A 26063-nucleotide genomic window follows, 5' to 3' on the forward strand; every position below is an offset into this window, starting at 1 on the left:
GAGAAAAAAAATGAACTATCACATCCAGGAAGGCCAGTTCGATGTGCCCGACGACGGCCGCATCGACCGCTCGATGAACGTCCTCGCGATGCCCGACGGCTCGGGCACCACGCTCGTCGTGAGCCGCGACGCGCTGCGAACGCAGGAAACCCTGCCGCAGTTCGTCACGCGCCAGATGAACGACCTCACGCGGCAGGTGAGCCAGCTCAAGGAACTGTCGCGCGGTGAAGTCGCCATCGGCTCGCCGATGCTGGACCTGCGCGGCATCGAGCTCGCCACGCAGTTCAGGCAGAACGGGCAGGCGCTGCACCAGCGGCAGGCCGTGTTCCTTCCGTCGGCCTCGAGCCGGAACGTGCTGATCCTCACGGCCAGCAGCCCCCTGCCCTTCGACGCCGAGGGCATCGCGATCTGGCAGCGGGCACTCGCGAGCTTCCAGCCGCGAGGCTGACGCCGCCAGGCCACGCACGCAAGCACACCATGGCCGGCCAGCCCGCAGCACGCCTGCACGACCCCATCGCCCACACGAATGCGCACGCGCGGTTCTGGGCGAAGTTCGCCGGCGGGCTGATCGGCGGCATCGCCGTGGGCTTCGCGGCGGGGCTGGCCGCGGCGGCCATCGTCGGCACCGGCGGGCTGGCGGGACCGCTCGTGGCCGGACTGGTGGTCGTGGGCGCGCGTGCCGCCGGCGGCTACATCGGCGCGGGGCTCGGCGAGGCTGCAGCCGATGCGCTGGTGCCCGAGACGCTCACCGTCACCGGCGCGATCACCAGCGGCTCGTCGGACGTGTTCATCGACAGCAAGGCCACGGGTGCGGCGCGCGCCTCGCCCGACGTGCCCATGGACACCGTGAGCTGCTCCAGGGACTCGCCGCAGATCCTGCTGGCCGAAGGCTCCGAGACCGTCTTCATCAACATGGGCGTGGCCTGCCGCAAGGACGACCACACCGAGTGCGGCGCCAAGATCAGCGAGGGCTCGCGCACCGTCTTCATCGGCGGGCCGACCGCGCGCGTGCGCGAGGTGGCCGACGAGGTGCCGCTGATCTCGAAGGTGCTGGTGACCATCTTCAACGTGGTCATGATCTACAAGGGCCTGCGCTGCCTGCCGAAGCTCGCGCGGCAGGGCCGGAACGCCCTGCCCTGCCTGATCGAAGGCGCCGTGGGGCTGGGCATGGGCATCCACGGCATGGTGAGCTCCTTCGGCAACCCGGTGCACGCGGCGACCGGCGGCAAGTTCCTGGGCGGCGAGAGCGAGCTCGACTTCACCCTGCCGGGGCCGCTGCCCATCGAATGGCAGCGCTTCTACAGCAGCCACGACATGCGCCGCGACGGCGCGCTGGGACAGGGCTGGAACCTGCCCTACGCGATGGAGCTGCGCCCCGGCACCGGCGCGGCGGGCGAGCCTGTGCTCACGCTCGTCGACGAACAGGGCCGGCTGCTGGAGCTGCCCGACATCGAACCCGGCACGCGGCAATACAGCCCGCGCGACGGCCTGGACCTGTGCCGCACCGAGAGCGGCCACTACTTCATCCATGTGCCGGGCGGGCTGTTCTTCATCTTCCAGCCGCCGCGCGAGGACCTGCCGCGCGAACAGACGCTGAAGCTCTCGCGGCTCGAAGACCGCAACGGCAACTTCATCGAACTGCGCCACGACGCGCAAGGCCGGCTGGGCGAACTGACCGACAGCACCGGGCGCCTGCTCGCGCTCGACTACGCGGGCGACGGCCGGCAGCTGCGCGCGGTCCGCCTCGCGGCAGGCGCGCCGGGCGAAACGCCGTGCCTGCTGGTGGCCTACCGGCACGATGCGGAAGGCCGGCTGCTGGAGGTGACCGACCGCAACGGCGAGGTGGTTCGCCGCTTCGGCTACGAAGCACAGGGCAAGGTGCAGAGCGGCCTCATGAACTTCCACGCCGACGCCGCGGGGCTCGAGTGCCACTACGCGTGGACCGGAACCGGCAAGGACGCGCGCGTGCGCCGCCACTGGACCAACGACGGCGAGAGCTGGGACGTCGGCTTCTCTCCGCTGCAGGGAGAAGGCCCGGAAGCCTTCGGCGAAACCCGCGCAGTCGACCAGCTCGGCCGCGTCTTCGTCTGGCGCTGGAACGCGCAGCACCGACTGCTCTCGTACACCGATGCCTCGGGCCGGCACTGGCAGGCGCACTACGACGAGCTCGACCAGCTCGTGGCGATGACGGAGCCCGGCGGTGCCGTCACCCGCTGCACCTACGACGCGCAGGGCTTCATGAGCAGCCGTACCGACGCGCTCGGCCGCACGCACAGCACCGGCTGGACCGAGCTCGGCCTGCCCTGGCGCGAGACCCTGCCCGACGGCAGCGCCTGGACCTATGCCTACAGCGACGAGGGCAACCTCGTGCGCGAGACCGATCCGCTCGGCCACGTCACCGAATACAGCTACGACAGGCGCGGCCTGCCCATCGCCATCACCGATGCCAGGGGGGGCGTCAGCAAGCTGAGCTGGAACGAATGCGCCCAGCTCGTCGCGCAGACCGACTGCTCCGGCAAGACCACGCGCCATGCCTACGACGACCGTGGATACCTGAAGACGCTGACCGACGCCGCGGGCCAGCAGACGCGGTTCACGCACGACGCCATGGGGCGCCTGCTCGGCGTCTCGCAACCCGACGGCAGCCACCAGGCGTTCCACCGCGACGCGGCGGGCCGGCTGCTCGCAAGCACCGACGCACTGAGCCGCACCACCCGGTTCGCACTCGGCCGCCGCGGCGAGCCGCTGTGGCGCCAGGACGCGGAGGGCAGGCACGTCGCCTGGAACTACGACAGCGCCCGCAGGCTGCAGTCGCTGGTCAACGAGAACGGCCTGCGCTTCGAGTTCGCGTACGACGACGCCGACCGCGTGGTGGAAGAGCGCCGCGTGGGCGGCACGCGCGTGCAGGTGGAGTACGGCGCCGGCGGATGGCCGGTCGCCATCACCCACCATCCCGGCATCGGCGACGAAGACCTCGCGCCCGACGCCCCGCAGGCCGGCCCGCGCCGCGCGGCGCAGCCGCTGCGCACCGAGCTCGTCCGCGACGCGGTGGGCCGGCTCGTGGAGAAGCGCACGGCCACGCACCATTACCGCTATCGCTACAGCGCGCTCGACCAGCTCATCGACGCCGTCAAGCTGGAAGTGGTGAGCCCGCTGGCCGAGGGCAAATCGGTGCAGCTGCGCGCGCTGCACCGCAGCTGCTTCGCCTACGACAGGCTCGGCCGGCTGGTGGGCGAGACGGCCATCGACGAAGTCACCGGCGAGCGCCACCAGTTGCGCCACGAACACGATGCGCTCGGCAACCGCACGCGGACCCTGCTGCCCGCGCTGGCGGATCAGGCCGACGAGCTGCGCGCGCTGAACTACCTGCACTACGGCTCGGGGCACCTGCACCAGGTCAACTTCTCGCTGCAGCGCGGCGACGCGCCGGCCGTGCACCAGCTCATCAGCGACATCGAGCGCGACGACCTGCACAGGGAGATCGCGCGCAGCCAGGGCACGCTCTCCACGCGCTTCGCGCTCGACCCGCTGGGGCGCCGCGCCGCGGCCTGGAGCCGGCCGGGGTCGCTGGCTTCTCCCTTCACCACCCGGGACAACTCATGGCGCCAGGCCATGGACAGCGCGGGCACCGCCGACGCCCGCCTGCTCGACGGCCTGATGAAGGAATACAGCTACGACCCCACGGGCGAACTGCGCCAGAGCCGCCACTCGCTGCAAGGCGCGACCGGCCATCGCTACGACGCCACCGGCCGCATCGAGGAAACCGTGCGCATGCCGCTGCCCGCAGCGCAGGCCGTGCGCGACGCAGCCAACCAGGAGCGCTTTGCCTACGACCCGGCCGGCAATCTGCTCGATGCGTCGCTGGCCACAGCGCCCCGGGGCGAGATGCGCGGCGAGGTACGCGGCTATGTGCGCGACAACCTCGTGCGCGTGTTCGAGGACAAGCGCTACATCTACGACGGCCACGGCCGGCTCGCGTGCAAGAAGTCGGGCAGGCACACCGAGCAGCGCTTCGAATGGGACGACGAGAACCGCCTCGTTGCCGTGCACACCACGCGACGCCCGCACACGCCGGAGGCCACCACCCAGGTCGCGCGCTTCGACTACGACGCCATGGGCCGCCGCGTGGCCAGGCACGATGCCTTCGGCACCACGCGCTTCATCTGGGAAGGGCTGCGGCTGATCGAGGAGCGCCGTGGTTCGCAGGTGGTCAGCTACGTGTACGAGCCCGACAGCCACGTGCCCATGGCGCGCGTGGACGCGAGGACATCGCCCGCGGCGGCAGCGGCGGCGGCGGCGTCAGCCTCGTTGCCCTCCGCGCGGGTCCTGCACTTCCACAACGACCCCGCCGGCATGCCGGAGGAGCTCAGCAGCGACGACGGCAACCTGTGCTGGCGCGCGAGCTACAGGACCTGGGGCGCGACCGTCGCCGAGCAATGGGAAGTCACCGCGCTCGACGGCCGCCCCGCCCGGCAGGGCGAGGAAGCGCCACGACCGGTGGAGCAGAACCTGCGCTTCCAGGGGCAGTACCTCGACCGCGACACCGGGCTGCACTACAACACCTTCCGCTTCTACGACCCGGACATCGGGCGCTTCATCAGTCCCGATCCGATCGGGCTCGCCGGGGGCTTCAACCTGCACGGCTACGCGCCCAACCCGATCCGGTGGATCGACCCGCTGGGTTGGATCTGCGGCGAGACCCTCGCGCGGCCGGTCGGCTTCAACCGGGGCAGCCGCAACTTCGTGCTCGAGCAGGGCAATGCGGCTTCGGGCTGGAAGCACATCTACGACCGGCACGTGGACCCGCTGCGATTCCCCAAGAAGTCGAAGTTCAACTCGAGCATGAGCCAGGACGACATCGCCTCGATGCTCGGCAAGACACTCAAGCACGGCAAGGAGTCGAGCTACGAGGGCAAGCCGGTCTTCGAGTCCAGGCTCAAGTACGGCGGAGAATACAAACGCTATCGGGCGACCGTGAACGAAGACGGGACCGTCCAAACCTTCCACCCGCTGGACTGACTGCATATGCTGGACATCTACTACGCGCCCTCCTCCACCAAGGCCATGCCGGAAGACCCCGGCAGCCTGGAGTTCGCCGGCTCCATCGATCTCGATGCGCACCGTTCGCTCGCCGCCCTGTTCGACAAGGGCAGGCAGGCAGGCGCCGATCTCAGGTACTCCGACGATTCGATGCTCGAGCCCGCGCAGGTGGCGACGCTGCTGAAGGTCTTCACGGTGAATGCAGGCGAGCTGTCGGGAAACCGGCAGGCGCTCGCGGCATTCGCCGCCATGCGCGAGCTTCTCGAAGCCGCGGTGGGAAAGGGCTGCGGGCTCGTGGCCTTCGGCGATTGACTTTGCGCAGGCCTCTTTCGTTCGTTACAAGGAACCTCTTGATCCACCGCATCCGCTCGGCCCTCCTCGCCTGCGCCCTCTGCACCGCTGCGCTGGCCGCATCCGCTCAGGTGAAGATCGGTTTCATCGGCACGCTCTCCGGACCTTCGGCGGCACTCGGGCAGGACCAGTACGACGGCTTCATGCTGGCCGTGGAACAGCGCAACGGAATGCTCGGCGGCGTGCCCGTGGCGGTCGTCAAGGAAGACGACCGGCAGGACCCCGAGCTCGGTGCGCAGCTGGTGGAGAACCTGGTCCAGAAGGACAAGGTCAGCTTCATCACCGGCGTGACCTCTTCCGACGTGATGATGGCAATGGCCAGGCCGCTCGCCAGATCGGGCGTGCTGTTCGTCGGCTCGAACGCCGGCCCCGCGCCGCTCGCTGGCAGGCAGTGCAACAACAGGTTCGTCTTCACCTCGTCCCAGGACGAGTACCAGGCCGGAATCGTGGGCAGGCATGCGGTCGACAAGGGCTGGTGGAAAACGCTGTTCCTGGCGCCAGACAGCCCGTCGGGCCGGGACCAGCTGCGGGGCTTCAGGCACTTCTATTCGGGCGAGGTGGTGAGCGAACTCCACGCCCGGCCCGGCCAGGCCGACTACTCGGCGGAGCTGGCGAAGATCAGGTCTGTCGCGCCGGACGCGGTGGTCGCCTTTCTTCCGGGCCAGATGGGCGTCGACTTCATCAGGCAGATGAACCGGTCGGGCCTGCTGGGGAAGGTTCCCCTGCTGACCATCGGCACCGTCGACGGCACGACGCTGCCGCTGCTCGGCGATGCCGCGCTCGGCGCGCTGGCGGGCTCGGTCTGGGGCCCCGACCTGCCGAGCCCGACGAACAAGGCTTTCGTTCCGGCCTTCGAAAGGAAGTACGGGCGCATCCCGTCGCAGTACGCCGCGCAGGGTTTCGATGCGGCACTCCTCATCGACAGCGCGCTGAAGGAAACCGGGGGCTCCGTCGCCAATCGCAGCGACCTGCGCAACGCACTCAGCAGGGCCGACTTTCCGTCAGTGCGCAGCGGCTTCAAGTTCCTGCGCAACGGCTTCCCTGTCCAGGACGGCCACGTCTTCGTGGTCGCCAGGGATGCCCAGGGCCGCGCGTCGCTGAAGCGGGTCGCGACGCCGCTGGAGGCGAACGTCGACGCTTACTGGAACGACTGCAGGTAAGAAAAGGGAAGCGGCGCGAACCCGAATAGGGGTTTTCACCTATCTCCCGGCATGTCGATTCTCCTCACGCTCGCCCGACGTGCTGCTGAGGGTCATCCTCGGTTCTTCAGGAGTAATCAACCATGGCTACCAACACCAATACCGTCCGCCTGCACCGCGTCCTGCGCGCCCCGCCGGAGCGCATCTATCGCGCATTCACCCAGCCCGGCGCCTTCGAGCGCTGGCTGCCCCCGTTCGGCTACACCGGCAAGGTCCACGCGATGGAGCCGGTGGTGGGCGGCGTCTGGCGCATGTCCTTCACCAACTTCGGCACCGGCCACAGCCACTCGTTCGGCGGCAAGTACCTGGAGCTCGTTCCCCACACCCGCATCGCGTACGACGCGAGCTTCGACGATCCCAACCTTCCGGGCACCATGAAGACGACCGTGAGCTTGACCGCCGTGTCCTGCGGCACGGACGTCTCCATCGTTCAGGAAGGCATTCCCGCCGTGATTCCCGCCGAGATGTGCTACCTGGGCTGGCAGGAGTCGCTGGTCTCGCTGGCCCAGCTGGTCGAGCCGAACATCCCGGGCTGAGCGCCCGCGGGCTTCGCTGCGGCGAACCCGTGACCCTGCTGCCGGAACCCGCTCCGGCAGCAGGCCCCATCTCCCCCAAGCGACCACGCCTTGATTCCCCCGGCCTACGCCCGGGAATACCCTCTGACGCCTCTTCGTTTGTCTTGCCTACATTTCTTGCATGCAAGAGATGGCATTGCTTGCATGCAAAACCCAGACACGACAGACAGACAGACAGGAGACTTCATGCCCCGCTTCGCCAAATCGCTATTCGGTCAGGTGGTCATCGCGCTGGTGCTCGGCGTGCTCGCGGGGCTTCTTGCGCCCGAGTACGCCGTCAAGCTCAAGCCGCTCGGTGACGGTTTCATCAAGCTGATCAAGATGATCATCCCTGTGCTGGTGTTCTGCGTGGTGGTGCACGGCATCGCCGGCGCGGGAGACCTCAGGCGCGTGGGCCGGGTGGGCGTGAAGTCGCTCATCTACTTCGAGGTGCTGACCACCATCGCGCTGGCGATGGGCCTGGTGCTGGCCTTCGTGTTCCAGCCGGGCACGGGCATGAACGTCGATCCGTCGAAGCTCGATCCGGCCGCGATGAGCGCCTATGCCTCGAACGCCGACAAGCTCACGAGCGGCGGCACGGTCGAGTTCCTGATGAAGCTCATCCCGACCACGGTGGTGAACGCCTTCGCCACCGGCGACGTGCTGCAGGTGCTGCTGTTCGCGGTGCTCTTCGGCTGCGCGCTCACGCTGCTCGGCGAGCGCGGCAAGCCGGTGGCCGTGGTGGTCGACGCGCTCTCGCTGGTGCTCTTCAAGATCATGGGCATCATCATCAAGCTGGCGCCGCTGGGCGTGCTGGGCGCCATCGCGTTCACGGTGGGGCAGTACGGCATCGGCTCGCTCAAGCAGCTGGGCATGCTGGTCGCCCTCTTCTACGGCGCGGTGCTGGTCTTCGTGTTCGTGGTGCTCGGGCTGGTGATGCGCATGTCGGGCTTCAGCCTGATCAAGCTGCTGCGCTACCTGCGCGAAGAGCTCGCCATCGTGTTCGCCACCACCTCGTCGGACAGCGTGCTGCCGCAGGTCATGGCCAAGCTGCGCCGCATGGGCATCCGCGATTCGACCGTGGGCCTGGTGATTCCCACGGGCTACTCGTTCAACCTCGACGCCTTCTCGATCTACATCACGCTGGCGGCCGTGTTCATCGCGCAGGCCACCAACACGCCGATCTCGATGGCCGACCTGATGACGATCCTGGCGATCGCGCTGGTCACCTCCAAGGGCGCGCACGGCGTGCCGGGCTCGGCCATCGTGGTGCTGGCGGCAACGCTGCATGCCATTCCGGCGATTCCCGCGATCGGGCTGGTGCTGGTGCTGTCGGTCGACTGGTTCATGGGCATCGCCCGCGCGCTGGGCAACCTGATCGGCAACTGCGTAGCGACGGTGGCCATCGCCGCCTGGGAAGGCGACATCGACCGCGAACGCGCGCACGCGGTGCTCGACGGCACCTATTCGCCCGACGACGAGCCGCTGGCCGAGGCCGAAGACACAGCCGTGGTAAACACCACGGCCACCGCCTCCGCATCGAGCGCCCACTGAACAGGGAACAGAAGAGAAACATGCCCGCCGACGTCAGCCCCACCGTCATCGCCGAACGCGTCGTCGAGGCCATCCTCGCGCAGAAGCTCGCGCCGGGCGAGCGGCTGGGCGAGCAGGCGCTGGCCGAGAACTTCTCGGTGAGCCGCACGATGGTGCGCGAGGCGCTGATGCAGCTGCAGGCGCGCGGTTTCGTCGAGGTGCAGTCGCGCCGCGGCTGGTACGTGGTGGAGCCTTCGGCCGAAGAGGCGCGCGACGCCTTCTCGGCGCGGCGCATCGTGGAGGCCGGCATCCTCGAGGCCAGCGCGGGCCGGCCGCTCTCGAAGGTGATCCGCAAGCTGCGCGACCACATCGCCGACGAGCAGCGCGCCATCGAAGGCGCCGACGCCGCCACGCGCGCCTTCCTGCTGGCCGACTTCCACGTCTGCCTGGCCGAGCAGATGGGGCACCAGCTGCTGGTCGACGTGCTGCGCGATCTCACGGCCCGCACCACGCTGGCGGCCACGCTCTACCAGTCGAAGCACGAGGCGGGGCAGTCGTGCGCGGAGCACGGGGCGATCGTTGCGGCGCTGGAGGCTGGGGATACGGCCCGGGCGCGGCGGCTGATGCTGGAGCACATCGGCAATGTCGAGCGGGCGCTGGAGGTCGACGCGGCCACGGAGCCCGATGCACCGAGCAGGCTCAAGGCCACGCTGGCGCCGGTGGCGCTGCCGCGCGCGCGGCGGTGATCGCGCCCGTGCACGTCTGTGCACTAATACCGCGCGTGCTATCGAGTTCCTAGCATCCGGCGCAATGCCGCCGGGCTTCCCAGGCGAGCCGATCGCCCGAAACAGCCCTGGCGCACGAGGGCGCACCCGCTGACACGGTCCTGGGTTCCGGCTCGGCTACAGTCCGAGACACTTATGAACTCACCCCAACTCCAGCGCGGCGTGTTCCTCGCCCTTCTCGCCGTCGTGACCGTCGCCTTCCTCTGGGTGCTGATGCCGTTCTTCGGCGCGGTGCTGTGGGGCGTGGCGCTGGCGATCCTGTTCACGCCGCTCTACAAGCGGCTGCTGAAGAAGATGCGCGGCAGGCCCAACGCGGCGGCACTGTCCACGCTGGCCATCTGCCTGTTCATCGTGATCCTGCCGCTGGCCATGGTGGGCGTGTCGCTGGTGCAGGAGATCGCGCTGGTCACGCAGAGCATCCGTTCCGGGCAGCTCAACTTCGCGGCCTACTTCCAGCAGATCCTGGACGCCTCGCCGCAGTGGCTGCTGAACCTGGTCGAGCGCTTCAACCTCGGCGACATGGCGGCCTGGCAGGCGCGCATCTCGGCCGCCGCCGGGCAGGCCAGCCAGATCATCGCGAGCCAGGCGCTGGCCATCGGCCAGAACACCTTCGACTTCATCGTCAGCTTCTTCGTGATGCTGTACCTGCTGTACTTCCTGGTGCGCGACGGCGCAACGCTGTCGAAGACGATGCGCGACGCGGTGCCGCTGGCCAAGCCGCACACGCACTACCTGCTCAACAAGTTCACCACCGTGATCCGCGCCACCGTGAAAGGCAACGTGGCGGTGGCCGTCGCGCAGGGCGCGCTCGGCGGGCTGGCGTTCTGGTTCCTCGGCGTGCAGGGCGCGCTGCTGTGGGCGGTGCTGATGGCCTTCCTGTCGCTGCTGCCCGCCGTGGGCGCGGCGCTGATCTGGGCGCCGGTGGCCATCTACTTCCTGGCCACGGGCCATTTCTGGCAGGGCGGCGTGCTGATCTTCGTGGGCGTGTTCGTGATCGGCCTGGTCGACAACATCCTGCGCCCCGTGCTGGTGGGCAAGGACACGCAGATGCCCGACTACATCGTGCTGATGTCGACCATCGGCGGCATGGCGATCTTCGGCATCAACGGCTTCGTGATCGGGCCGGTGATCGCGGCGCTGTTCATGGCCGCGTGGAGCCTGTTCGCCGATTCGGGCCACGTGGGCAACGGCCACGAGGCAGCCGAAGGCGTGGAAGGCGCCGAGAACAGCGGCAAGAAGAAGGGCTGAGGCGGCTGAGGCAGGAGCAGGCACCCGCCCGCTCCTCCGTTCCGCCCCCTCCGCGCGCATTTCGCGCGCGCAATCCTGCGTTTCGTCACATGGCGCTGGGCACCGAGCCCGGCCTGCGAGATCGTCGGGCCTCCAACTTCCAACGAGGCCCGCCATGCAACTTCCCGCATTCATGTCCCGCCCGGCCGTGCACGCCCTGTGCACCACCGCGATCCTCCTGCCCGCCGGCGCCTTCGCCGCCGACCTGAGCCTGAGCGTCGCCGACGGCCCCGCCGCCAATGCCACGCTCTACGTCGCGCTGTACAACGACGCCGCCAGCTACGCCGACAGCAAGGCCGTGGCCTCGCAGACCGCGCCGATGCAGGACGGCAAGGCCCGCCTCGTGTTCGCGGGACTGGCGCCCGGACGCTACGCGCTGCGCGCATTCGCCGACGAGAACGGCAACGGCAAGCTCGACACCAACCTCATGGGCATGCCGATCGAGCGCTATGGCTTCTCGAACGACGCCAAGGGCAACCGCGCCGCGCCCGACTTCGAGGCCGCCGCGATCGCCGTCGACGCCGACCTGCAGACCGTCATCCACCTGCGCTGAGGAGCACGACGCCATGGAACGACGCGAACTCCTGCGCCTGCTGGCTTCGGCCGGCGCCCTGCCCCTGCTGGCACCGCTGGCGCGCGCGGCCGGCACCGACGATTGGCAGACCCAGTTCGAGGCTGCCGACGCCCCCTGGAAGACCGGCTTCGCCACGCCTGCCGACGACTTTCCGCTGACCCGTGCCACGGTGCGCGGACGCTTCCCCGACGCCGTGGCGGGCACGCTGTTCCGCATCGGCCCGGCCGGCCACGACCTGGGCGGCGAGCGCTACCACCACTGGTTCGACGGCGACGGCATGGTGCATCGCTTCGTGATCGAGGGGGCCGAAGTGCGTCACCAGGGCCGCTATGTAGCCACGCCCAAGCGCGTGGCCGAAGTGAAGGCCGGCCGCCGCCTGTTCGAGGCCTTCGGCACCATGCCGCCGGGCGTGGAGCCGCCGACTTCCGCCGACAGCATCAACGTTGCCAACACCAGCGTGCTGCCGATGCGCGGCGAGGTCCTGGCGCTGTGGGAAGGCGGCTCGGCCACGCGCATCGACGCGCTCACGCTCGACACGCTGGGCGTGAAGACCTGGCGCGCCGATCTCGCGGGCATGCCGTTTTCGGCCCATCCCAAGGTCGATCCGGACGGCACGGTGTGGAATTTCGGCGTGAGCTCCGGCCAGGGCCTGCTGGCGCTGTACGAGATCGCGCCCGAAGGCGCGCTGCGGCGCGCGGCCGTGGTGCCGGTGGCAGACATGCCGATGGTCCACGACTTCGCCGTCACCGAGCGGCACCTGGTGTTCCTGCTGCCGCCGCTGGTCTACGACAGCAAGCGCAAGGCCGCCGGCGCGAGCTTTCTCGACGCGCACGTCTGGCGGCCGGAGCTCGGCATGCGCGCACTGGTCATCGACAAGCGGAACTGGGAAAAGCGCCAAGTGCTCGCGCTGCCGGCCGGCTTCCTGTTCCACGTCGGCAACGCCTGGGAGGAAGACACGCCGCGCGGCACGCAGATCCACATCGACTACGTGCGCTCGGACAACGCCGACTCGGTGTTCGTCACCAGCCGCGAACTGATGCGCGCCCGCCGCGTGAAGACCACCGAGCCGCACCTGACCGTGGCCACGCTGAACCTGTCCACGGAGCGTGCCATGCAGAAGACGCTGGCGCAGGAAGCCGAATTCCCGCGCATCGACCCGCGCCGCGTCGGCCTGCGCCATCGCCAGGTGGTGCACGCCACGCAGATCCGGCGCGACCTGCCCGGCTTCGGCGCGATCGCGCGCACCGACGTCGAGACCGGCCGCAGCCAGCGCTACAGCTACGGCACGCAGGCCATGGTGGAAGAACACGTCTTCGTGCCCGACGGCTCGAAAGCGGGCTGGGTGCTGGGCACCGTGCTCGACTTCGGCAGGCGGAAGACGGTGCTGTCGTGCTTCGCGGCGGACAACCTGGCTGCGGGACCGGTGGCGCAGGCCACGCTGCCTTACGCTCTTCCTCTAGGCCTGCACGGTGCCTTCGTGAGCGCCTGAAGAAGAAGAAGAAGAAGAAGAAGAAATTCAGGCCTCCCACCAGCCTTCGTCGAAGCGCCCCTGCAGGAAGGCCACGAAGCCCGACACCTTGCCCGGCACCAGCTTGGGCGACGGGAAGACGGCGTGTATCTCCTGCTCGGGCAGCGCGTGGTCGCCGAGCACCTCGCGCACCTTGCCGGCCGCCAGCGAGTCGCTGGCCACGTAGCGCGGCATCAGCGCGATGCCCAGGCCGTCGCGCGCCGCCGCCAGCACGGCCGAGAGGTTGTTCGAGCGGAAGCGACCCGACACCGGCACCGTGACCGGCTCGCCCCTGGGCGTGTGCATGCGCCAGAACTCGTCGCCCACCACGCTGCTGTAGATGAGCGCCACGTGCGCGCTCAGGTCCTGCGCGCGCTTCGGCGTGCCGTGCTTCTTCAGGTAGGCGGGCGAGGCGACCATCACCCACGGATTGGCGCCCAGGTAGCGCGCGCCCAATGACGAGTCGGCCAGCTTGCCCATGCGGATGGCCACGTCGATGCCCTGCGCGATGAGATCCACGTAGCGGTCCTCGAAGCTCAGGTCGAGCTGCACCTGCGGATGCCGGCTCATGTACTCGAGCGCCAGCGGCACCACCACGCGCCGCCCGAAGGCCACCGAGGTGCCCACGCGCAGCAGCCCCTGCGCCTGGGTCTGCCGCAGCTGCACGATGCTGTCGGCCTCCTCGGCCTCACGCACGATGGTCTTGCACTTCTCGTAGTAGAGCGCGCCAGGCTCGGTGAGGCTCACGCCGCGCGTGTTGCGGTTGAGCAGGCGCACCTTCAGCCGCTCCTCGGTGGCGGCGATCTGCTTGGTCACCGTGGGCTGCGTGGTGTTGAACTCGCGCGCGGCCTTCGAGAAGCTGCCCGTCTCGACCACCCGCACGAACATTTCCATTGCCAGCAATCTGTCCATGGGCCGGATGGTAGTCACTTATTCCGCCGTGGAATAGGTTTTATGGTCCGCAGCCGTCTTCTTGGAATCCGCCCCGCTTCCTACAGTGAGCCCATCCCAAAGGAGACTCAGATGGCAAAGATGACAGCGGTCCAGGCCGCGGTTCTGGTGATGGAAAAAGAAGGCGTCACGCAGGCCTTCGGCGTGCCCGGCGCGGCGATCAACCCGATGTACTCGGCCCTGCGCCAGCGCGGCAGCATCGCGCACATCCTCGCGCGGCACGTGGAAGGCGCCTCGCACATGGCCGAGGGCTACACCCGCGCGGTGGCAGGCAACATCGGCGTGTGCATCGGCACCTCGGGCCCGGCGGGCACCGACATGATCACGGGCCTGTACTCGGCCTGGGCCGATTCGATCCCCATCCTCTGCATCACCGGCCAGGCGCCCCGCGCGCGGCTCTACAAGGAAGACTTCCAGGCGGTGGACATCGAGTCCATCTCCAAGCCCGTCACCAAGTGGTCGGTCACGGTGCGCGAGCCGGGCCAGGTGCCGCAGGTGTTCCAGCAGGCCTTCCACCTGATGCGCTCGGGCCGCCCGGGCCCGGTGCTGATCGACCTGCCCTTCGACGTGCAGATGGCGCAGATCGAGTTCGACATCGACAGCTACGAGCCGCTCAAGCCCTACAAGCCGGCCGCCACGCGCGCCCAGATCGAGAAGGCCATCGGCATGCTCAACGCGGCCGAGCGCCCGCTGATCGTGGCCGGCGGCGGCGTCATCAACGCCGACGCGTCCGACCTGCTGGTGCGCTTCGCCGAGGCCACCGGCGTGCCGGTGATCCCCACGCTCATGGGCTGGGGCTCCATTCCCGACAACCACCCGCTGATGGCCGGCATGTGCGGCCTGCAGACCAGCCATCGCTACGGCAACGCCACGATGCTCGCCAGCGACTTCGTGCTGGGCATCGGCAACCGCTGGGCCAACCGCCACACCGGCTCGGTCGACGTCTACACCAAGGGCCGCACCTTCGTGCACGTGGACATCGAGCCCACGCAGATCGGCCGCGTGTTCACGCCCGACTTCGGCATCGTGTCCGACGCCAAGGCGGCGCTCGAACTCTTCGTCGAGGTGGCCGAGGAAATGAAGGCCGCCGGCCGCCTGACCGACCGCCGCGAGTGGGCCAAGGCGTGCATCGAGCGCAAGAAGACCATGCTGCGCAAGACGAACTTCGACGAAGTGCCGATGAAGCCGCAGCGCGTGTACCAGTGCATGAACAACAACTTCGGCAACGACACCTGCTACGTGAGCACCATCGGTCTCTCGCAGATTGCGGCCGCGCAGTTCCTGCACGTGTACAACCCGCGCCACTGGATCAACTGCGGCCAGGCCGGCCCGCTGGGCTGGACCATTCCCGCAGCGCTGGGCGTGCGCGCCGCCGACCCCACGCGCAAGATCGTCGCGCTCTCGGGCGACTACGACTTCCAGTTCATGATCGAGGAGCTGGCCGTGGGTGCGCAGTTCAAGCTGCCGTACATCCACATCGTGGTGAACAACTCCTACCTCGGCCTGATCCGCCAGGCGCAGCGCGGCTTCGAGATGGACTACTGCGTGCAGCTCGCGTTCGACAACATCAACGCGGCGCCCGACGCGGGCATCGAGAGCAGCTACGGCGTGGACCACATGAAGGTGGTCGAGGGCCTGGGCTGCAAGGCGATCCGCGTCAATCGGCAGGAAGAGATCGCGCCGGCCATCCGCCGCGCCGAGGCCCTGATGGCCGAGTTCAGCGTGCCGGTGGTGATCGAGGTGATGCTGGAGCGCGTGACCAACATCGCGATGGGCACCGAGATCGACAACATCACCGAGTTCGAGCCGCTGGCCGAGACGCCGGCCGACGCGCCCACCGCCGTCGCGGCGCTGCTCGACTGAGACGAAGGAAGAGAAAAGACATGCCCAAGTTCGCAGCCAACCTGACGATGCTCTTCACCGAGCTGCCCTTCATGCAGCGCTTCGAGGCCGCCGCCAAGGCCGGCTTCAAGGGAGTGGAGTACCTCTTCCCCTACCCCTTCGAGAAGAAGGAACTCGCCGCCGCCCTGCGCGACAACGGCCTGCAGCAGGTGCTTCACAACCTGCCCGCCGGCGACTGGGACAAGGGCGAGCGCGGCATCGCCTGCCATCCCGACCGCACCGGCGAGTTCGCCGAAGGCATCGGCGTGGCGATCGACTACGCCACCGCGCTGGGCTGCTCGCAGGTCAACTGCCTCGTGGGCAAGGTGCCCGCGGGCGTCGACAGGGAAGCGGCCCACAAGACGGTGGTGGCCAACCTCCGCCTCGCAGCGCGCGAACTCGAGGCAGCGGGCCTGCGCCTGCTGATCGAGCCCATCAACACCTTCGACATCCCCGGCTTCTTCCTCACGCGCACCGACCAGGCGCTGGCACTGATCGAGGAAGTCGGCTCTTCCAACCTGCGCGTGCAGTACGACATCTATCACGCGCAGCGCATGGAGGGCGAGCTGGGCAACACGCTCACGAAGCACCTCGCGCAGATCGGCCACATCCAGCTGGCCGACAACCCGGGCCGCGGCGAGCCGGGCACGGGCGAGATCAACTACCCGTGGCTCTTCAAGCACATCGACTCGCTGGGCTACGACGGCTGGATCGGCTGCGAATACAAGCCCCGCGCCACCACGGTCGAGGGCCTCGGCTGGCGCCAGGCGCTCACGCAGCAATGAATGAATGAAATCGGACAAGGAAACAGAGACATGACGACCCAACAACAGAAAATCGGATTCATCGGCCTCGGCATCATGGGTGCGCCCATGGCGGGCCACCTGCTCGATGCCGGCTACCAGCTGTTCGTGAACACGCACGGCAACACGCCCGAGCCTTTCGTCTCGAAGGCCACCATCTGCGCCTCGGCGGCCGAAGTGACGCGCCAGGCCGACATCGTCTTCATCATGGTGCCGGACACGCCCGACGTCGAGAAGGTGCTCTTCGGCGTGCCCGGCTCCGAAGGCGTGGCCGCAGGCCTGAAGGGCTCCAGCGGCAAGATCGTGGTCGACTGCAGCTCCATCGACCCGATCGCCACCAAGGACTTCGCGCGCCGCATCACCGCGCTGGGCGCGGGCTACATCGACGCGCCGGTCTCCGGCGGCGAAGTGGGCGCCAAGGCCGCCAGCCTCACGATCATGTGCGGCGGCGACGAAGGCACCTTCGAGCGCGTGAAGCCGCTGCTCGACAAGATGGGCAAGAACGTCACGCTCGTGGGCGGCGCCGGCGACGGCCAGGTCTGCAAGGTGGCCAACCAGATCATCGTGGCGCTGAACATCGCGGCCGTGAGCGAGGCGCTGGTGTTCGCCTCGAAGGCCGGCGCCGATCCGGCCAAGGTGCGCCAGGCGCTGATGGGCGGCTTCGCGAGCTCGCGCATTCTCGAAGTGCACGGCGAGCGAATGATCAAGCGCACCTTCGCGCCGGGCTTCCGCATCGCGCTGCACCAGAAGGACCTGAACCTCGCGATGCAGAGCGCACGTTCGCTGGGCGTGTCGCTGCCGCAGACTGCCGGCGCTGCCCAGTTGATGAACGCGTGCGCGGCGCTGGGCTACGGCCAGCTCGACCACTCGGCGCTGGTGCGCGCGCTGGAAGCGCTCGCCCAGCACACCGTCACGCCGGACTGACCAGGTACTCCCCAGGCTTCGCGCACTTCGTGTCGCTTCTCCTTCCCCCTCGCCGGGGGCAACACCAGCGGCCCGGCAAAGCCGGTTCCGCGGTGTTCCTCGAAAAGAATCAGGTTTTTGCAGCGGTCTCCAAGGATTCCTTGAGATTGCGCCGGCGCCAGGCCCAGGTCTTCACGGCCTGCGGCAGGATGCCCAGGCACGAGGCGTAGTACGTCACCTTGAAACCCCAGAAGCGCGGCCCGATCGGCGTGTTGCGGAACAGGTCGCCGGCCAGGATGGACAGCAGCGCCTCCTGCATGCGCCAGATGTTGCGCGGGTTCATGAAGAGCCGCCGGATGGCCGGCGAGGTGATGCGGTAGATGAACCACGAGAACATCTTCGGCCCGTGCTTCATCACCTTCTCGTAGTGGCGGAAGGCCTTTTCGGCTTCCTTCGCCTCGCCCTTGAGCCAGTGGTCGGCGGCGGTGGCGGCCTCGAAGCCGCTGTTCATCGCCAGGTACACGCCCGAAGAGAACATCGGGTCGACGAAGGCGTAGGCGTCGCCCACCATCATGAAGCGGTCGCCGCGGCAGAACGCCGAGTCGTAGGCGTAGTTGCCGGTGGAGGTGGCGCCTTCCATCAGCGTGGCGTTCTTCAGGCGAGCGGCCAGCTTGGGCGCGAGCGCGATGGTTTCCATCAGGAACTCCTCGAGCGAGCCCTTGCGGCGCTTGAAGTAGGCCGGAGAAGCCACCGCGCCGACGCTCACCGTGCCGTCCTTCAACGGGATGTACCAGAACCAGCCGTGGTCGAACCAGAACAGCGTGATGTTGCCCTCGAAGCGGCCCGGCCGGCGCTCGGCGTTGGCGAAGTGGCCGAACAGCGCGGCGCTGGCGTGCTTGCGGTTGCGGCGCTTGGCGTCGAACTGGTTCGACAGCAGGGTGTCGCGCCCGCTGGCGTCGATCACGAAGCGCGGGCGCCAGGTGGTCTCGGCGCCGTCGTCGCCCTTGACCTTCACCGCCGGCCGGTTGTCGGGCGTGCCCTTGCCGGCGTCCATGTCCACGCCGGTGACGCGCTGTCCCTCGAAGGTACGCGCGCCGCGCTTGCCGGCATGGCGGAACAGCAGTTCGTCGAACTCGGAGCGGCGCACGTGCACCGCGTAGGGAAAGCTCTTGTCCATCGCCTCGGCGAAGTGGAACTGGCTGGAATGGTCGTGCCAGGGCGAGACGAACTCCGCCCCATGCTTGCGGATGCCGATGGCCTCGACCTCGGTGCGCACGCCCAGGCGGTCGAACAGCGGCATGTTCATCGGCAGCAGCGATTCGCCGATGTGAAAGCGCGGATGCTGCGCCTTCTCGAGCAGCACCACGTCGTGCCCCTTGTCCGCGAGCAACGCGGCCACCGTGGAGCCCGACGGGCCGCCGCCGATGACGACGACGTCAGGATCGTTGCTGTTGAAAGGTCCGGATGCCATGCGTTGTTGCCCCTCTTGTCGTGGTGTTGTCGTTGTCGGCGATACCCCGGCCCGATTCCCGGCTGGACAGCCGGTCAGTTAACCAATGGGTAACGATCTGCAGTTTAGCGAACCCGCCAGCCCGTCCGACCGCCTTTTCCGTACCTGCCCTATCGGGCCGAAGATATGGATCCAGGCGTTTTCGGCATTTCCCCAGTAAGAAGAGGCCCCGCTTTTGCGGTAGCCTCATTGCCCGTCAGAAACAAGGAGACTTTCATGGCTGCACCCCTTTCCCCCGCAGAAGAAGCACTTCGCGAGGCAGCGCGCGAATACCACCGCTCGCCCGTCAAGGGCAAGATCTCGATCACCCCGACCAAGCCCCTGCTGAACCAGCGCGACCTGTCGCTGGCCTATTCGCCCGGCGTGGCCTATCCCTGTCTCGACATCGCCGCCGACCCGGCAACGGCCTCCGAATACACCGCCCGCGGCAATCTCGTGGGCGTCGTCACCAACGGCACCGCCGTGCTCGGCCTGGGCGACATCGGCCCGCTGGCCGCCAAGCCGGTGATGGAAGGCAAGGGCTGCCTGTTCAAGAAATTCGCCGGCATCGACGTGTTCGACATCGAGCTGGCCGAGCGCGACCCCGACAAGCTGGTCGACATCATCGCGGCGCTGGAGCCCACGCTGGGCGGCATCAACCTCGAGGACATCAAGGCGCCCGAGTGCTTCTACATCGAGAAGAAGCTGCGCGAGCGCATGAACATCCCGGTGTTCCACGACGACCAGCACGGCACGGCCATCATCTCGGCCGCCGCGCTCATCAACGGCCTGGAGCTGGTGGGCAAGAAGATCGAGGACGTGAAGATCGCCGTCTCGGGCGCAGGCGCCGCAGCCATCGCCTGCCTCGACGTGATGGTCGGCCTGGGCGCCAAGCCCGCCAACATCCACGCCTGCGACTCCAAGGGCCTGATCTACATGGGCCGCGCGGGCGGTTTCGACGAATCCAAGGCACGCTACGCCCAGAAAGACACCGGCGCCCGCACCCTGGCCGACGTGGTGAAGGACGCCGATGTGTTCCTGGGCTGCTCGGCCCCCGGCGTGATGACCGCCGAGATGGTCAAGACCATGGCCAGCCAGCCCATCATCCTGGCGCTGGCCAACCCCGAGCCCGAGATCCGCCCCGAGCTGGCCAAGGCCGTGCGGCCGGACTGCATCATCGCCACCGGCCGTTCGGACTACCCGAACCAGGTCAACAACGTGCTGTGCTTCCCGTACATCTTCCGCGGCGCGCTCGACTGCGGCGCCAGCAAGATCACGGAAGAGATGAAGCTGGCCTGCGTGCGCGAGATCGCCGAGCTCACCAAGGCCGACATCAGCGAGGAAGTGGCCACCGCCTACGCCGGCCAGGAGCTGGCCTTCGGCCCCGACTACATCATTCCCAAGCCCTTCGACTCGCGCCTGATCCTGCGCATCGCGCCGGCCGTGGCAAAGGCTGCGGCCGCCTCGGGCGTGGCCACGCGCCCGATCGAGGACATGGACGCCTACCGCCAGCACCTGACGCGCTTCGTCTACCAGACCGGCATGTTCATGCGCCCGGTGTTCAGCGCCGCCAAGATCGCCACCGCCAAGCGCGTGGCATATGCCGAGGGCGAGGACGAGCGCGTTCTGCGCGCCGCCCAGTGGGCGGTCGACGAAGGCCTGGCAAAGCCGATCCTGGTGGGCCGCCCCGCCGTGATCGACGCGCGCATCAAGAAGGCCGGTCTGCACATCCGCGCGGGCGTCGACTTCGAGATCGTCAACCCCGAGGACGATCCGCGCTTCCGCACCTACTGGGAGAGCTTCCACAAGATCATGGGCCGCCGCGGCGTGACGCCGGAAGCCGCCAAGACCATGGTGCGCCGCTCGAACACCACCATCGCCGCGCTGATGATGCACCTGGGCGATGCCGACGCCATGATCTGCGGCCTGGTCGGACGCTTCGACGTGCACCTGGAGCACATCCGCAACCTGATCGGCCTGAAGCGCGGCGCACCGGGCTTCGCGACGCTGAACGCGCTCACGCTCGACAAGCGCACGGTGTTCATCACCGACACCAACGTGAACGAAGACCCCAGCGCCGAGCTGCTCGCCAGCATCGCGGTGATGGCCGCCGAGGAAGTGCGCCGCTTCGGCCTGCCGCCGAAGGTGGCTTTCCTATCGCACTCGAACTACGGCACCTCCAGCCGCTCGTCGGCCCGCAAGATGCGGCTGGCGCGCGACCTGTTCGCGCAGATGGCACCCGACATCGAATGCGACGGCGAGATGCACGGCGACGCAGCGCTGTCGGAGGAAATCCGCCGCACCGCCCTGCCCGAGACCACGCTGAGCGGCGAAGCCAACCTGCTGGTGTGCCCGAACCTCGATTCGGCGCACATCCTCTACAACGTGCTGAAGATGACCGGCGCCAACGGCATCACGGTCGGCCCGGTGCTGCTGGGCGCCGCGAGCTCGGCGCACGTGCTCACGCCTTCGTCGACGGTGCGCCGCATCATCAACATGACGGCGCTGGCGGTGGCGAAGGTCACGGTCGACAAGTAAGCAGCAGCAAGAGCCGCTCAGGCATGGAACGGTGACGCGACCGGCACGTCGTCCGGGTCGAACACCTTCCATGCCAGCAGTTCCTCTTCCTCAGGCGGCGGCTCGCAGCCGCCCACGCGGCTGGGCTTCCAGCCGAAGCGTTGCCGCGTGTCGGCCAGCGCCTCGGCGCGCTTGAAGGCGGCCAGCGCCGAATCGATGACCGGCACGCCCAGCACGTCCTGCAGCTGGCGATAGAAACCGAACTCCAGCGTGCAGCCCAGGATCAGCGCCTCGGCGCCGTCCTCCTCGATGGCGCGGCGGCCCTGCTCGATCATGCGGCGCGCGGTTTCCTCGCGGTCGCGCTGGAAGTCTTCCACCCCGAGCTGCAGCGCGCGGCACGAGGCCAGCAGGTGGCCGTGCCCGTACTCGCGCACGCGCGACTCGATGCGCGGCACCCACTTTCGTCGCCCGACGATGACCGACACCTTCTGCGCCAGGTTGGCCGCCACCTCGAACGAGGCCTGGCAGGGCGCGACCACCACCGTCTCGCCCGAGATCTCGCGCGCCTCGACCAGCACCGGGTCGTAGAAGCAGCCGAGCACCACCGCGTCGAACTTCTTCACGGCCGCGTCTCGCACCACGCGAACGATGTCGGCGCCCAGCAGCGCCTCGTAGCTCTGGTACTCGACGTGATGGCGCACCGAGACGTTGCGCAGCGAAACCACCTCGACCTCGGTGTCAGGGTTCTTCACCTCGGCGAATTCACGGGCGAAGCGCTCGTTGTAGGTGTCGTTGCCGACCGTCCGTATCCATCGCACGCGCAGCGTCATGGCGGCTCCTCCTTGCGCGCGCTCAGGCCAGCGCTTCCTCGGCGGGCGCGAAGGCCTCGCCGAGCGACTTCTCGAGCGGCCGGTAGAGCTCGGGCATGAACATCGTGCGTGACAGCAGCAGCCGCGCGCGCGGCGCGACCAGCACGCGCAGCCGCGCGCCCTGGCGCACGTGGGCCGACACCACCGGCCTGCCGTCGTCCGAGAAGGTCATCACGAGATCGGGGAAGCGGGCGATGCGCTTTCCTTCCTGCTCCAGCAGCATGTATTCGTTGATGAAGCGCATCGTGGTGCGCGCCGCGTCGTCGAGCTCGACGATGCCCACGTCCACCCCTTCCTGCTGTTCGCAGCGGTAGGTGCGCACCTCGCCCTCGGCCACGATGCGGCCTTCCAGCGAACGGGCCACCGCATCGACGCCGCCATCGAGGTACGTCTGGCCCAGCGCGATGGCATGGCTGATGGCGCCCGGCGCCCCGTGCCGGCGCGCATAGCCCACGCTGACCGGGTTACGCGCCACCGCCACGAGGCCGCCTGCCTCGACGGAGGCGCGGCGCACCACGGCGGAGGTCTGCTCCAGGCGGCCCGACACCACGCCTTCGACATAGCGATGCGGCTCGCCGCCCGCGTAGGCCTGCACCGAGAGGTAGTCGGGCTCGGTGTGCAGGCCTAGCGCGCCCATCACGCTCGACGGATGCGCGCGGCCGTTGCAGGCCAGGTCGATCACGGGCAGCCCGCTCATCGCGGCATGGAACCAGCCGTTGACCGTGGTCTCGGCGCCGTTCTCGTTGGCATGCAGGCCGACCAGCTTCTGGCCCGCCGGCAGTTCGCGGCGCAGCAACTCCAGCGTGCGCAGCAGGTGCGCAGGCTGCACGTGCGGATCGGGCGCGGCCGGGGCGCCGACCAGCGCCATGGTGGCGGTGAGCGCCGAGTCGTCGAATTCGTCGATGCTCCACAGCTGCGGCGTGCCGACCTGCAGCGCCAGCTTCGCGGCGCGCTCGCCGGACTCGATCAGCCCACCGCCACCGCCGCCGAGGATGGCGCCGCCCCAGATGGCCGCGCGGACGTCGTCGCTTGTCAGATTGCGTTTCATGGATTCGTGGTTCCTGTGTGATGAAGGGAAGGAGGAAAGGCGGAGCGCGGTGCCGGAGCACTACTTGCGCAGGCTCTTCACCGCGCCCGAGAAGAAGCTGTAGAGCGCGTCGCCCGCGATGACGCCGCCTGCGAACACTTCGAGCCGTTCTCGCGCCGCAGCGCCAAGAACGCGATGCACGACCAACCGGCAGGCGATGCCAGCCGCGACCATCCAGCCAGCCATCGGGCTCGCGATGAGCAGGCCGGTGGCGAACAGCACCCCGAGCTGCTGTCGCGCGCCGCCCACGATCTGCAGCAGCGCGCCGGGCAGCGCCCACAGCGCGAGGTTGCGCGCCGTGTCGCCCGAGATGCCTGCCTTGATGGCCGCCACGTAGGCCGCGTTGATGGGCGCCGGCTGGTGGTTGGCGAAGAACAGCCTGTAGCTGCAGGCCACGACCACGATGGCCACGGCGAAGCCCACCATGCCCGCGATCATCTGTTCGCGCCGGCCCGCTATCTCGAAGGACGTGCCCGATGTCTCGCCGCGCAGCAGGTGCCCGGCCTTCAGGTCGTAGCCCATGTCGGCGAAGGCCGGCCCGGTGGCCGCGGAGAAGCCCGCCAGCACCACCAGCGCCTCGGGCGGAAAGCCGATCAGGATGCCGATCAGCAGCGAGATCAGCGCCACCGCGAAGGCCGGGAACCAGCCCGAGTGCATGGCCGCGATGCCCACGATCAGCTCGTGCACGAAGGCCGCGAAGGTGCCGTAGACGACGAAGCACACGAGCATGCCGGGCGACATGCCGGTGTACACGCCCGTGCCCACCGCCAGCAGCACCATGATCGCGAGATAGCCCACGCCGCCGAGGCGCAGCGATCGGCCCAGCGCGGTGGCACCGCGTGCCTCCAGCGACGCAGCTGCGCCTGTGCCGGGCGCGGCGGAGCCGTGCCTCTTCAGCACCACGCGCCCCACCTGCACCAGCGCCACGATGCCCGCGCCGATCATCATTCCGTGCGGCACGTAGCGCGCGCCGATGTCGAAGCCGAAGAGCTGCGCCGAGTAGCCCCGCAGCAGCAGGCCGATGCCGAAGGCGGTCATCGCGCCGAGTCCGCCGATCAGCGCCACGCCGAAGGCCGACATCGGCAGCTTGAACACCGCGCCCGCCACGCCCGTGGCCAGCCCGCCCAACAAGAGCCAGGCCTGCTTGCCGCCGCCGTCGCCCGCCTTGATGGCCTCGGCCGCCGCGATGCCCAGCGGCCACGGGTTCTTCGCCGGGAAGGCGGGCGTGTCGAACATGCGGTAGAGCAGCCAGGCATCGAGCAGCATCGCCAGGCTCACGCCGACGAGCATGGGCACAACCATGTCGGGCAGCCCGAACAGGAAGGGAATGCCGATGGGCAGGAACAGGCTGTTGGCGGCGCCGAAGGTGGCCGACGAGATGCTGGTCTGCGCGAGGTTCTGCGCATGCACCGAGCGGAAGCCCCGGAACATGGCCAGCGGCACGCGCGCCAGCGTCATCGCCGCGAGCGCACCGATCAGCGAGGTGCTCGGCGTGATGCCCAGGCTCGCCAGCATCTGGATGCCGACGATGGCGCCGAACACGCTCAGCACCACCGTCAGGATCAGGTTGGCCGGCGCCAGTGCCTTCGGGTGCAGTTCCGGTGACGGACGGGCGGCGTCGCCCTCCTGCAGCGGCATCGCCGCTGTTGCCTCGTGGTTCATGGTCATTTTCTGAAGTTCCATTTTATGGAACTCAATCCAATAAAATTGAACCAAATGATAGAACCCGCCGAAGCGCTGTCAAGGCTGGTTCACCCCGAGCCGGCGGACGCGTTCCGCGCCGAACCTATGATTCCCACCCGCCAACCCATCTGAACTATGAGCACCCTCGCCAACGCCATGGACGTCCTGAAGCTGATCGCGCGGCTGCGCCGCGACATCACGGTGACCGACGTGGTGACGGAGCTGGGCCTGCCGAAGAGCTCGGCCTCGCGCACCCTCAGCATGATGGCGGGCTACGGCTTTCTCGATCGCGACGCGGCCACGCGCGCCTACCGGCCGGGCGGCGTGATCATGGAAGCCTCGTACCACTTCCGCGCTTCGCGCAACGCCGCCTCGCTGGTGGAGGAAGCGCTCGACGCGCTGGTGGCCGAGACGCGCTTCACCGGCTACATCAACGTGCTCGACGGCGCCGACACGCTCGTGATCCAGATGCGCGCCGGCGCCGGCGCGCTGCAGATCTACACGCCGCCGGGAAGCCGCGCACCGGCCTACTCCAGCGCCATGGGCCGCGCCTTGCTCGCGCGGCAGGGCGACGCCGAAGTGACTGCCCTGCTGGGCGGCCGGCTAGACCAGGGACGCGGTGACGCACCCCGCACGCGCAAGGACCTGCTGGCGCGCCTCGCGGTGATCCGCGAAACCGGCTGGGCCCTGTCGCGCGGCGAGTACGTGACCAACGTGGCGGGCATCTCTTCCGCCGTGTTCGACCCGGCCACGCGACAGGCCTACGCCTTCGGCATCGCGCTGCCCGCGGAGCTGCTGTCGGACGCGCTGGTCGAGCGCTTCGGCGCCATCGTGCGCGATGCCGCCGCGAGCGTCGGCAAGCGCGTCGGCGATCCGTACTGGCTCGCATTCGGTGCAAGCGCCCCCTGAAACCGAAGGGATTTCCCGCCGAAGGTGCGAAATGCGGGAGCGACGCACCAGTTCGATCCGCAGGAAGGGTTCGCACCAATCACGTGCGGGCACCGTTTTTGCTTGAATGCAGAAGCATTCAATCCCCTTTCATCCAACGGA

At 68.6% G+C, this 26063-nt stretch carries 20 protein-coding genes; 15 read left to right on the forward strand and 5 right to left on the reverse strand.

Annotation, left to right across the window (positions count from 1 at the left end; all coding sequences use genetic code 11):
- The first annotated feature begins 10 nt into the window (after positions 1 to 10).
- From EJP69_RS17030 to EJP69_RS17075, 10 genes are all read left to right on the forward strand, one after another.
- Positions 11 to 448, forward strand: a complete 438-nt coding sequence (locus EJP69_RS17030) for a DcrB-related protein (RefSeq protein ID WP_126471638.1) — start codon at positions 11 to 13, stop codon at positions 446 to 448.
- 29 nt (positions 449 to 477) lie between these two features.
- Complete coding sequence (locus EJP69_RS17035; RefSeq protein WP_126471640.1) at positions 478 to 5019, forward strand: RHS repeat-associated core domain-containing protein; 4542 nt, start codon at positions 478 to 480, stop codon at positions 5017 to 5019.
- 6 nt (positions 5020 to 5025) lie between these two features.
- Positions 5026 to 5352, forward strand: coding sequence for a hypothetical protein (locus tag EJP69_RS17040; RefSeq protein ID WP_093197362.1), 327 nt, complete (start codon positions 5026 to 5028; stop codon positions 5350 to 5352).
- A 38-nt stretch (positions 5353 to 5390) separates the two neighbouring features.
- A complete protein-coding gene (locus tag EJP69_RS17045; RefSeq protein WP_170217148.1) occupies positions 5391 to 6551 on the forward strand; it encodes an ABC transporter substrate-binding protein in 1161 nt (386 codons plus the stop codon).
- 122 nt (positions 6552 to 6673) lie between these two features.
- Positions 6674 to 7126 carry an SRPBCC family protein gene (locus EJP69_RS17050; protein ID WP_126471642.1) on the forward strand — a complete coding sequence of 151 codons (453 nt, stop codon included), beginning with the start codon at positions 6674 to 6676 and terminating at the stop codon, positions 7124 to 7126.
- Between the two features lie 225 nt (positions 7127 to 7351).
- Positions 7352 to 8698: a C4-dicarboxylate transporter DctA gene (locus EJP69_RS17055; RefSeq protein ID WP_126471644.1), complete on the forward strand. Its 1347-nt coding sequence runs from the start codon at positions 7352 to 7354 to the stop codon at positions 8696 to 8698.
- Positions 8699 to 8718: 20 nt separating this feature from the next.
- Positions 8719 to 9423: a GntR family transcriptional regulator gene (locus EJP69_RS17060; RefSeq protein WP_126471646.1), complete on the forward strand. Its 705-nt coding sequence runs from the start codon at positions 8719 to 8721 to the stop codon at positions 9421 to 9423.
- Between the two features lie 174 nt (positions 9424 to 9597).
- Entirely contained in the window at positions 9598 to 10710 is a 1113-nt protein-coding gene (locus EJP69_RS17065) for an AI-2E family transporter (protein WP_126471649.1), read from the forward strand.
- Positions 10711 to 10864: 154 nt separating this feature from the next.
- On the forward strand, positions 10865 to 11302 hold the full coding sequence (locus EJP69_RS17070) for a DUF2141 domain-containing protein (protein WP_126471651.1): 438 nt from the start codon (positions 10865 to 10867) through the stop codon (positions 11300 to 11302).
- 13 nt (positions 11303 to 11315) lie between these two features.
- The gene (locus tag EJP69_RS17075) at positions 11316 to 12812 is read left to right on the forward strand and encodes a carotenoid oxygenase family protein (RefSeq protein ID WP_126471653.1); all 1497 of its coding nucleotides are present in this window, start codon (positions 11316 to 11318) and stop codon (positions 12810 to 12812) included.
- Positions 12813 to 12839: 27 nt separating this feature from the next.
- Here the strand turns inward: EJP69_RS17075 and EJP69_RS17080 are convergent, their stop codons facing one another.
- A complete protein-coding gene (locus tag EJP69_RS17080; protein WP_093197383.1) occupies positions 12840 to 13742 on the reverse strand; it encodes a LysR family transcriptional regulator in 903 nt (300 codons plus the stop codon).
- A gap of 111 nt (positions 13743 to 13853) precedes the next feature.
- Between EJP69_RS17080 and gcl the strand changes: the two genes are divergently transcribed.
- From gcl to EJP69_RS17095, 3 genes are read left to right on the forward strand one after another with little or no spacing between them, the layout of a single operon-like run.
- A complete protein-coding gene (gcl, locus tag EJP69_RS17085) occupies positions 13854 to 15644 on the forward strand; it encodes a glyoxylate carboligase (protein ID WP_126471655.1) in 1791 nt (596 codons plus the stop codon).
- Between the two features lie 20 nt (positions 15645 to 15664).
- Positions 15665 to 16447, forward strand: a complete 783-nt coding sequence (hyi, locus tag EJP69_RS17090; protein WP_126471657.1) for a hydroxypyruvate isomerase — start codon at positions 15665 to 15667, stop codon at positions 16445 to 16447.
- A gap of 30 nt (positions 16448 to 16477) precedes the next feature.
- Positions 16478 to 17389: a 2-hydroxy-3-oxopropionate reductase gene (locus tag EJP69_RS17095; protein WP_093197390.1), complete on the forward strand. Its 912-nt coding sequence runs from the start codon at positions 16478 to 16480 to the stop codon at positions 17387 to 17389.
- Positions 17390 to 17498: 109 nt separating this feature from the next.
- On the opposite strand, the gene EJP69_RS17105 is transcribed toward EJP69_RS17095, so the two are convergent.
- The gene (locus tag EJP69_RS17105) at positions 17499 to 18839 is read right to left on the reverse strand and encodes an NAD(P)/FAD-dependent oxidoreductase (RefSeq protein ID WP_093197393.1); all 1341 of its coding nucleotides are present in this window, start codon (positions 18837 to 18839) and stop codon (positions 17499 to 17501) included.
- 255 nt (positions 18840 to 19094) lie between these two features.
- Between EJP69_RS17105 and EJP69_RS17110 the strand changes: the two genes are divergently transcribed.
- Positions 19095 to 21395, forward strand: a complete 2301-nt coding sequence (locus EJP69_RS17110) for an NADP-dependent malic enzyme (RefSeq protein WP_093197395.1) — start codon at positions 19095 to 19097, stop codon at positions 21393 to 21395.
- 17 nt (positions 21396 to 21412) lie between these two features.
- On the opposite strand, the gene EJP69_RS17115 is transcribed toward EJP69_RS17110, so the two are convergent.
- From EJP69_RS17115 to EJP69_RS17125, 3 genes are read right to left on the reverse strand one after another with little or no spacing between them, the layout of a single operon-like run.
- A complete protein-coding gene (locus EJP69_RS17115; RefSeq protein ID WP_206169343.1) occupies positions 21413 to 22204 on the reverse strand; it encodes an aspartate/glutamate racemase family protein in 792 nt (263 codons plus the stop codon).
- A gap of 22 nt (positions 22205 to 22226) precedes the next feature.
- Positions 22227 to 23291: an S-methyl thiohydantoin desulfurase domain-containing protein gene (locus EJP69_RS17120; RefSeq protein WP_126471659.1), complete on the reverse strand. Its 1065-nt coding sequence runs from the start codon at positions 23289 to 23291 to the stop codon at positions 22227 to 22229.
- 60 nt (positions 23292 to 23351) lie between these two features.
- Positions 23352 to 24998, reverse strand: coding sequence for an OPT/YSL family transporter (locus tag EJP69_RS17125; RefSeq protein ID WP_240652180.1), 1647 nt, complete (start codon positions 24996 to 24998; stop codon positions 23352 to 23354).
- 150 nt (positions 24999 to 25148) lie between these two features.
- Between EJP69_RS17125 and EJP69_RS17130 the strand changes: the two genes are divergently transcribed.
- Positions 25149 to 25922 (forward strand): IclR family transcriptional regulator, encoded by a 774-nt coding sequence (locus EJP69_RS17130; protein ID WP_126471661.1) that lies wholly within the window; start codon positions 25149 to 25151, stop codon positions 25920 to 25922.
- The last annotated feature ends 141 nt before the right edge of the window (positions 25923 to 26063 follow it).

Origin of the sequence: Variovorax gossypii (assembly GCF_003965815.1) — a bacterium.
Taxonomy (GTDB): Bacteria; Pseudomonadota; Gammaproteobacteria; order Burkholderiales; family Burkholderiaceae_C; genus Variovorax; species Variovorax gossypii.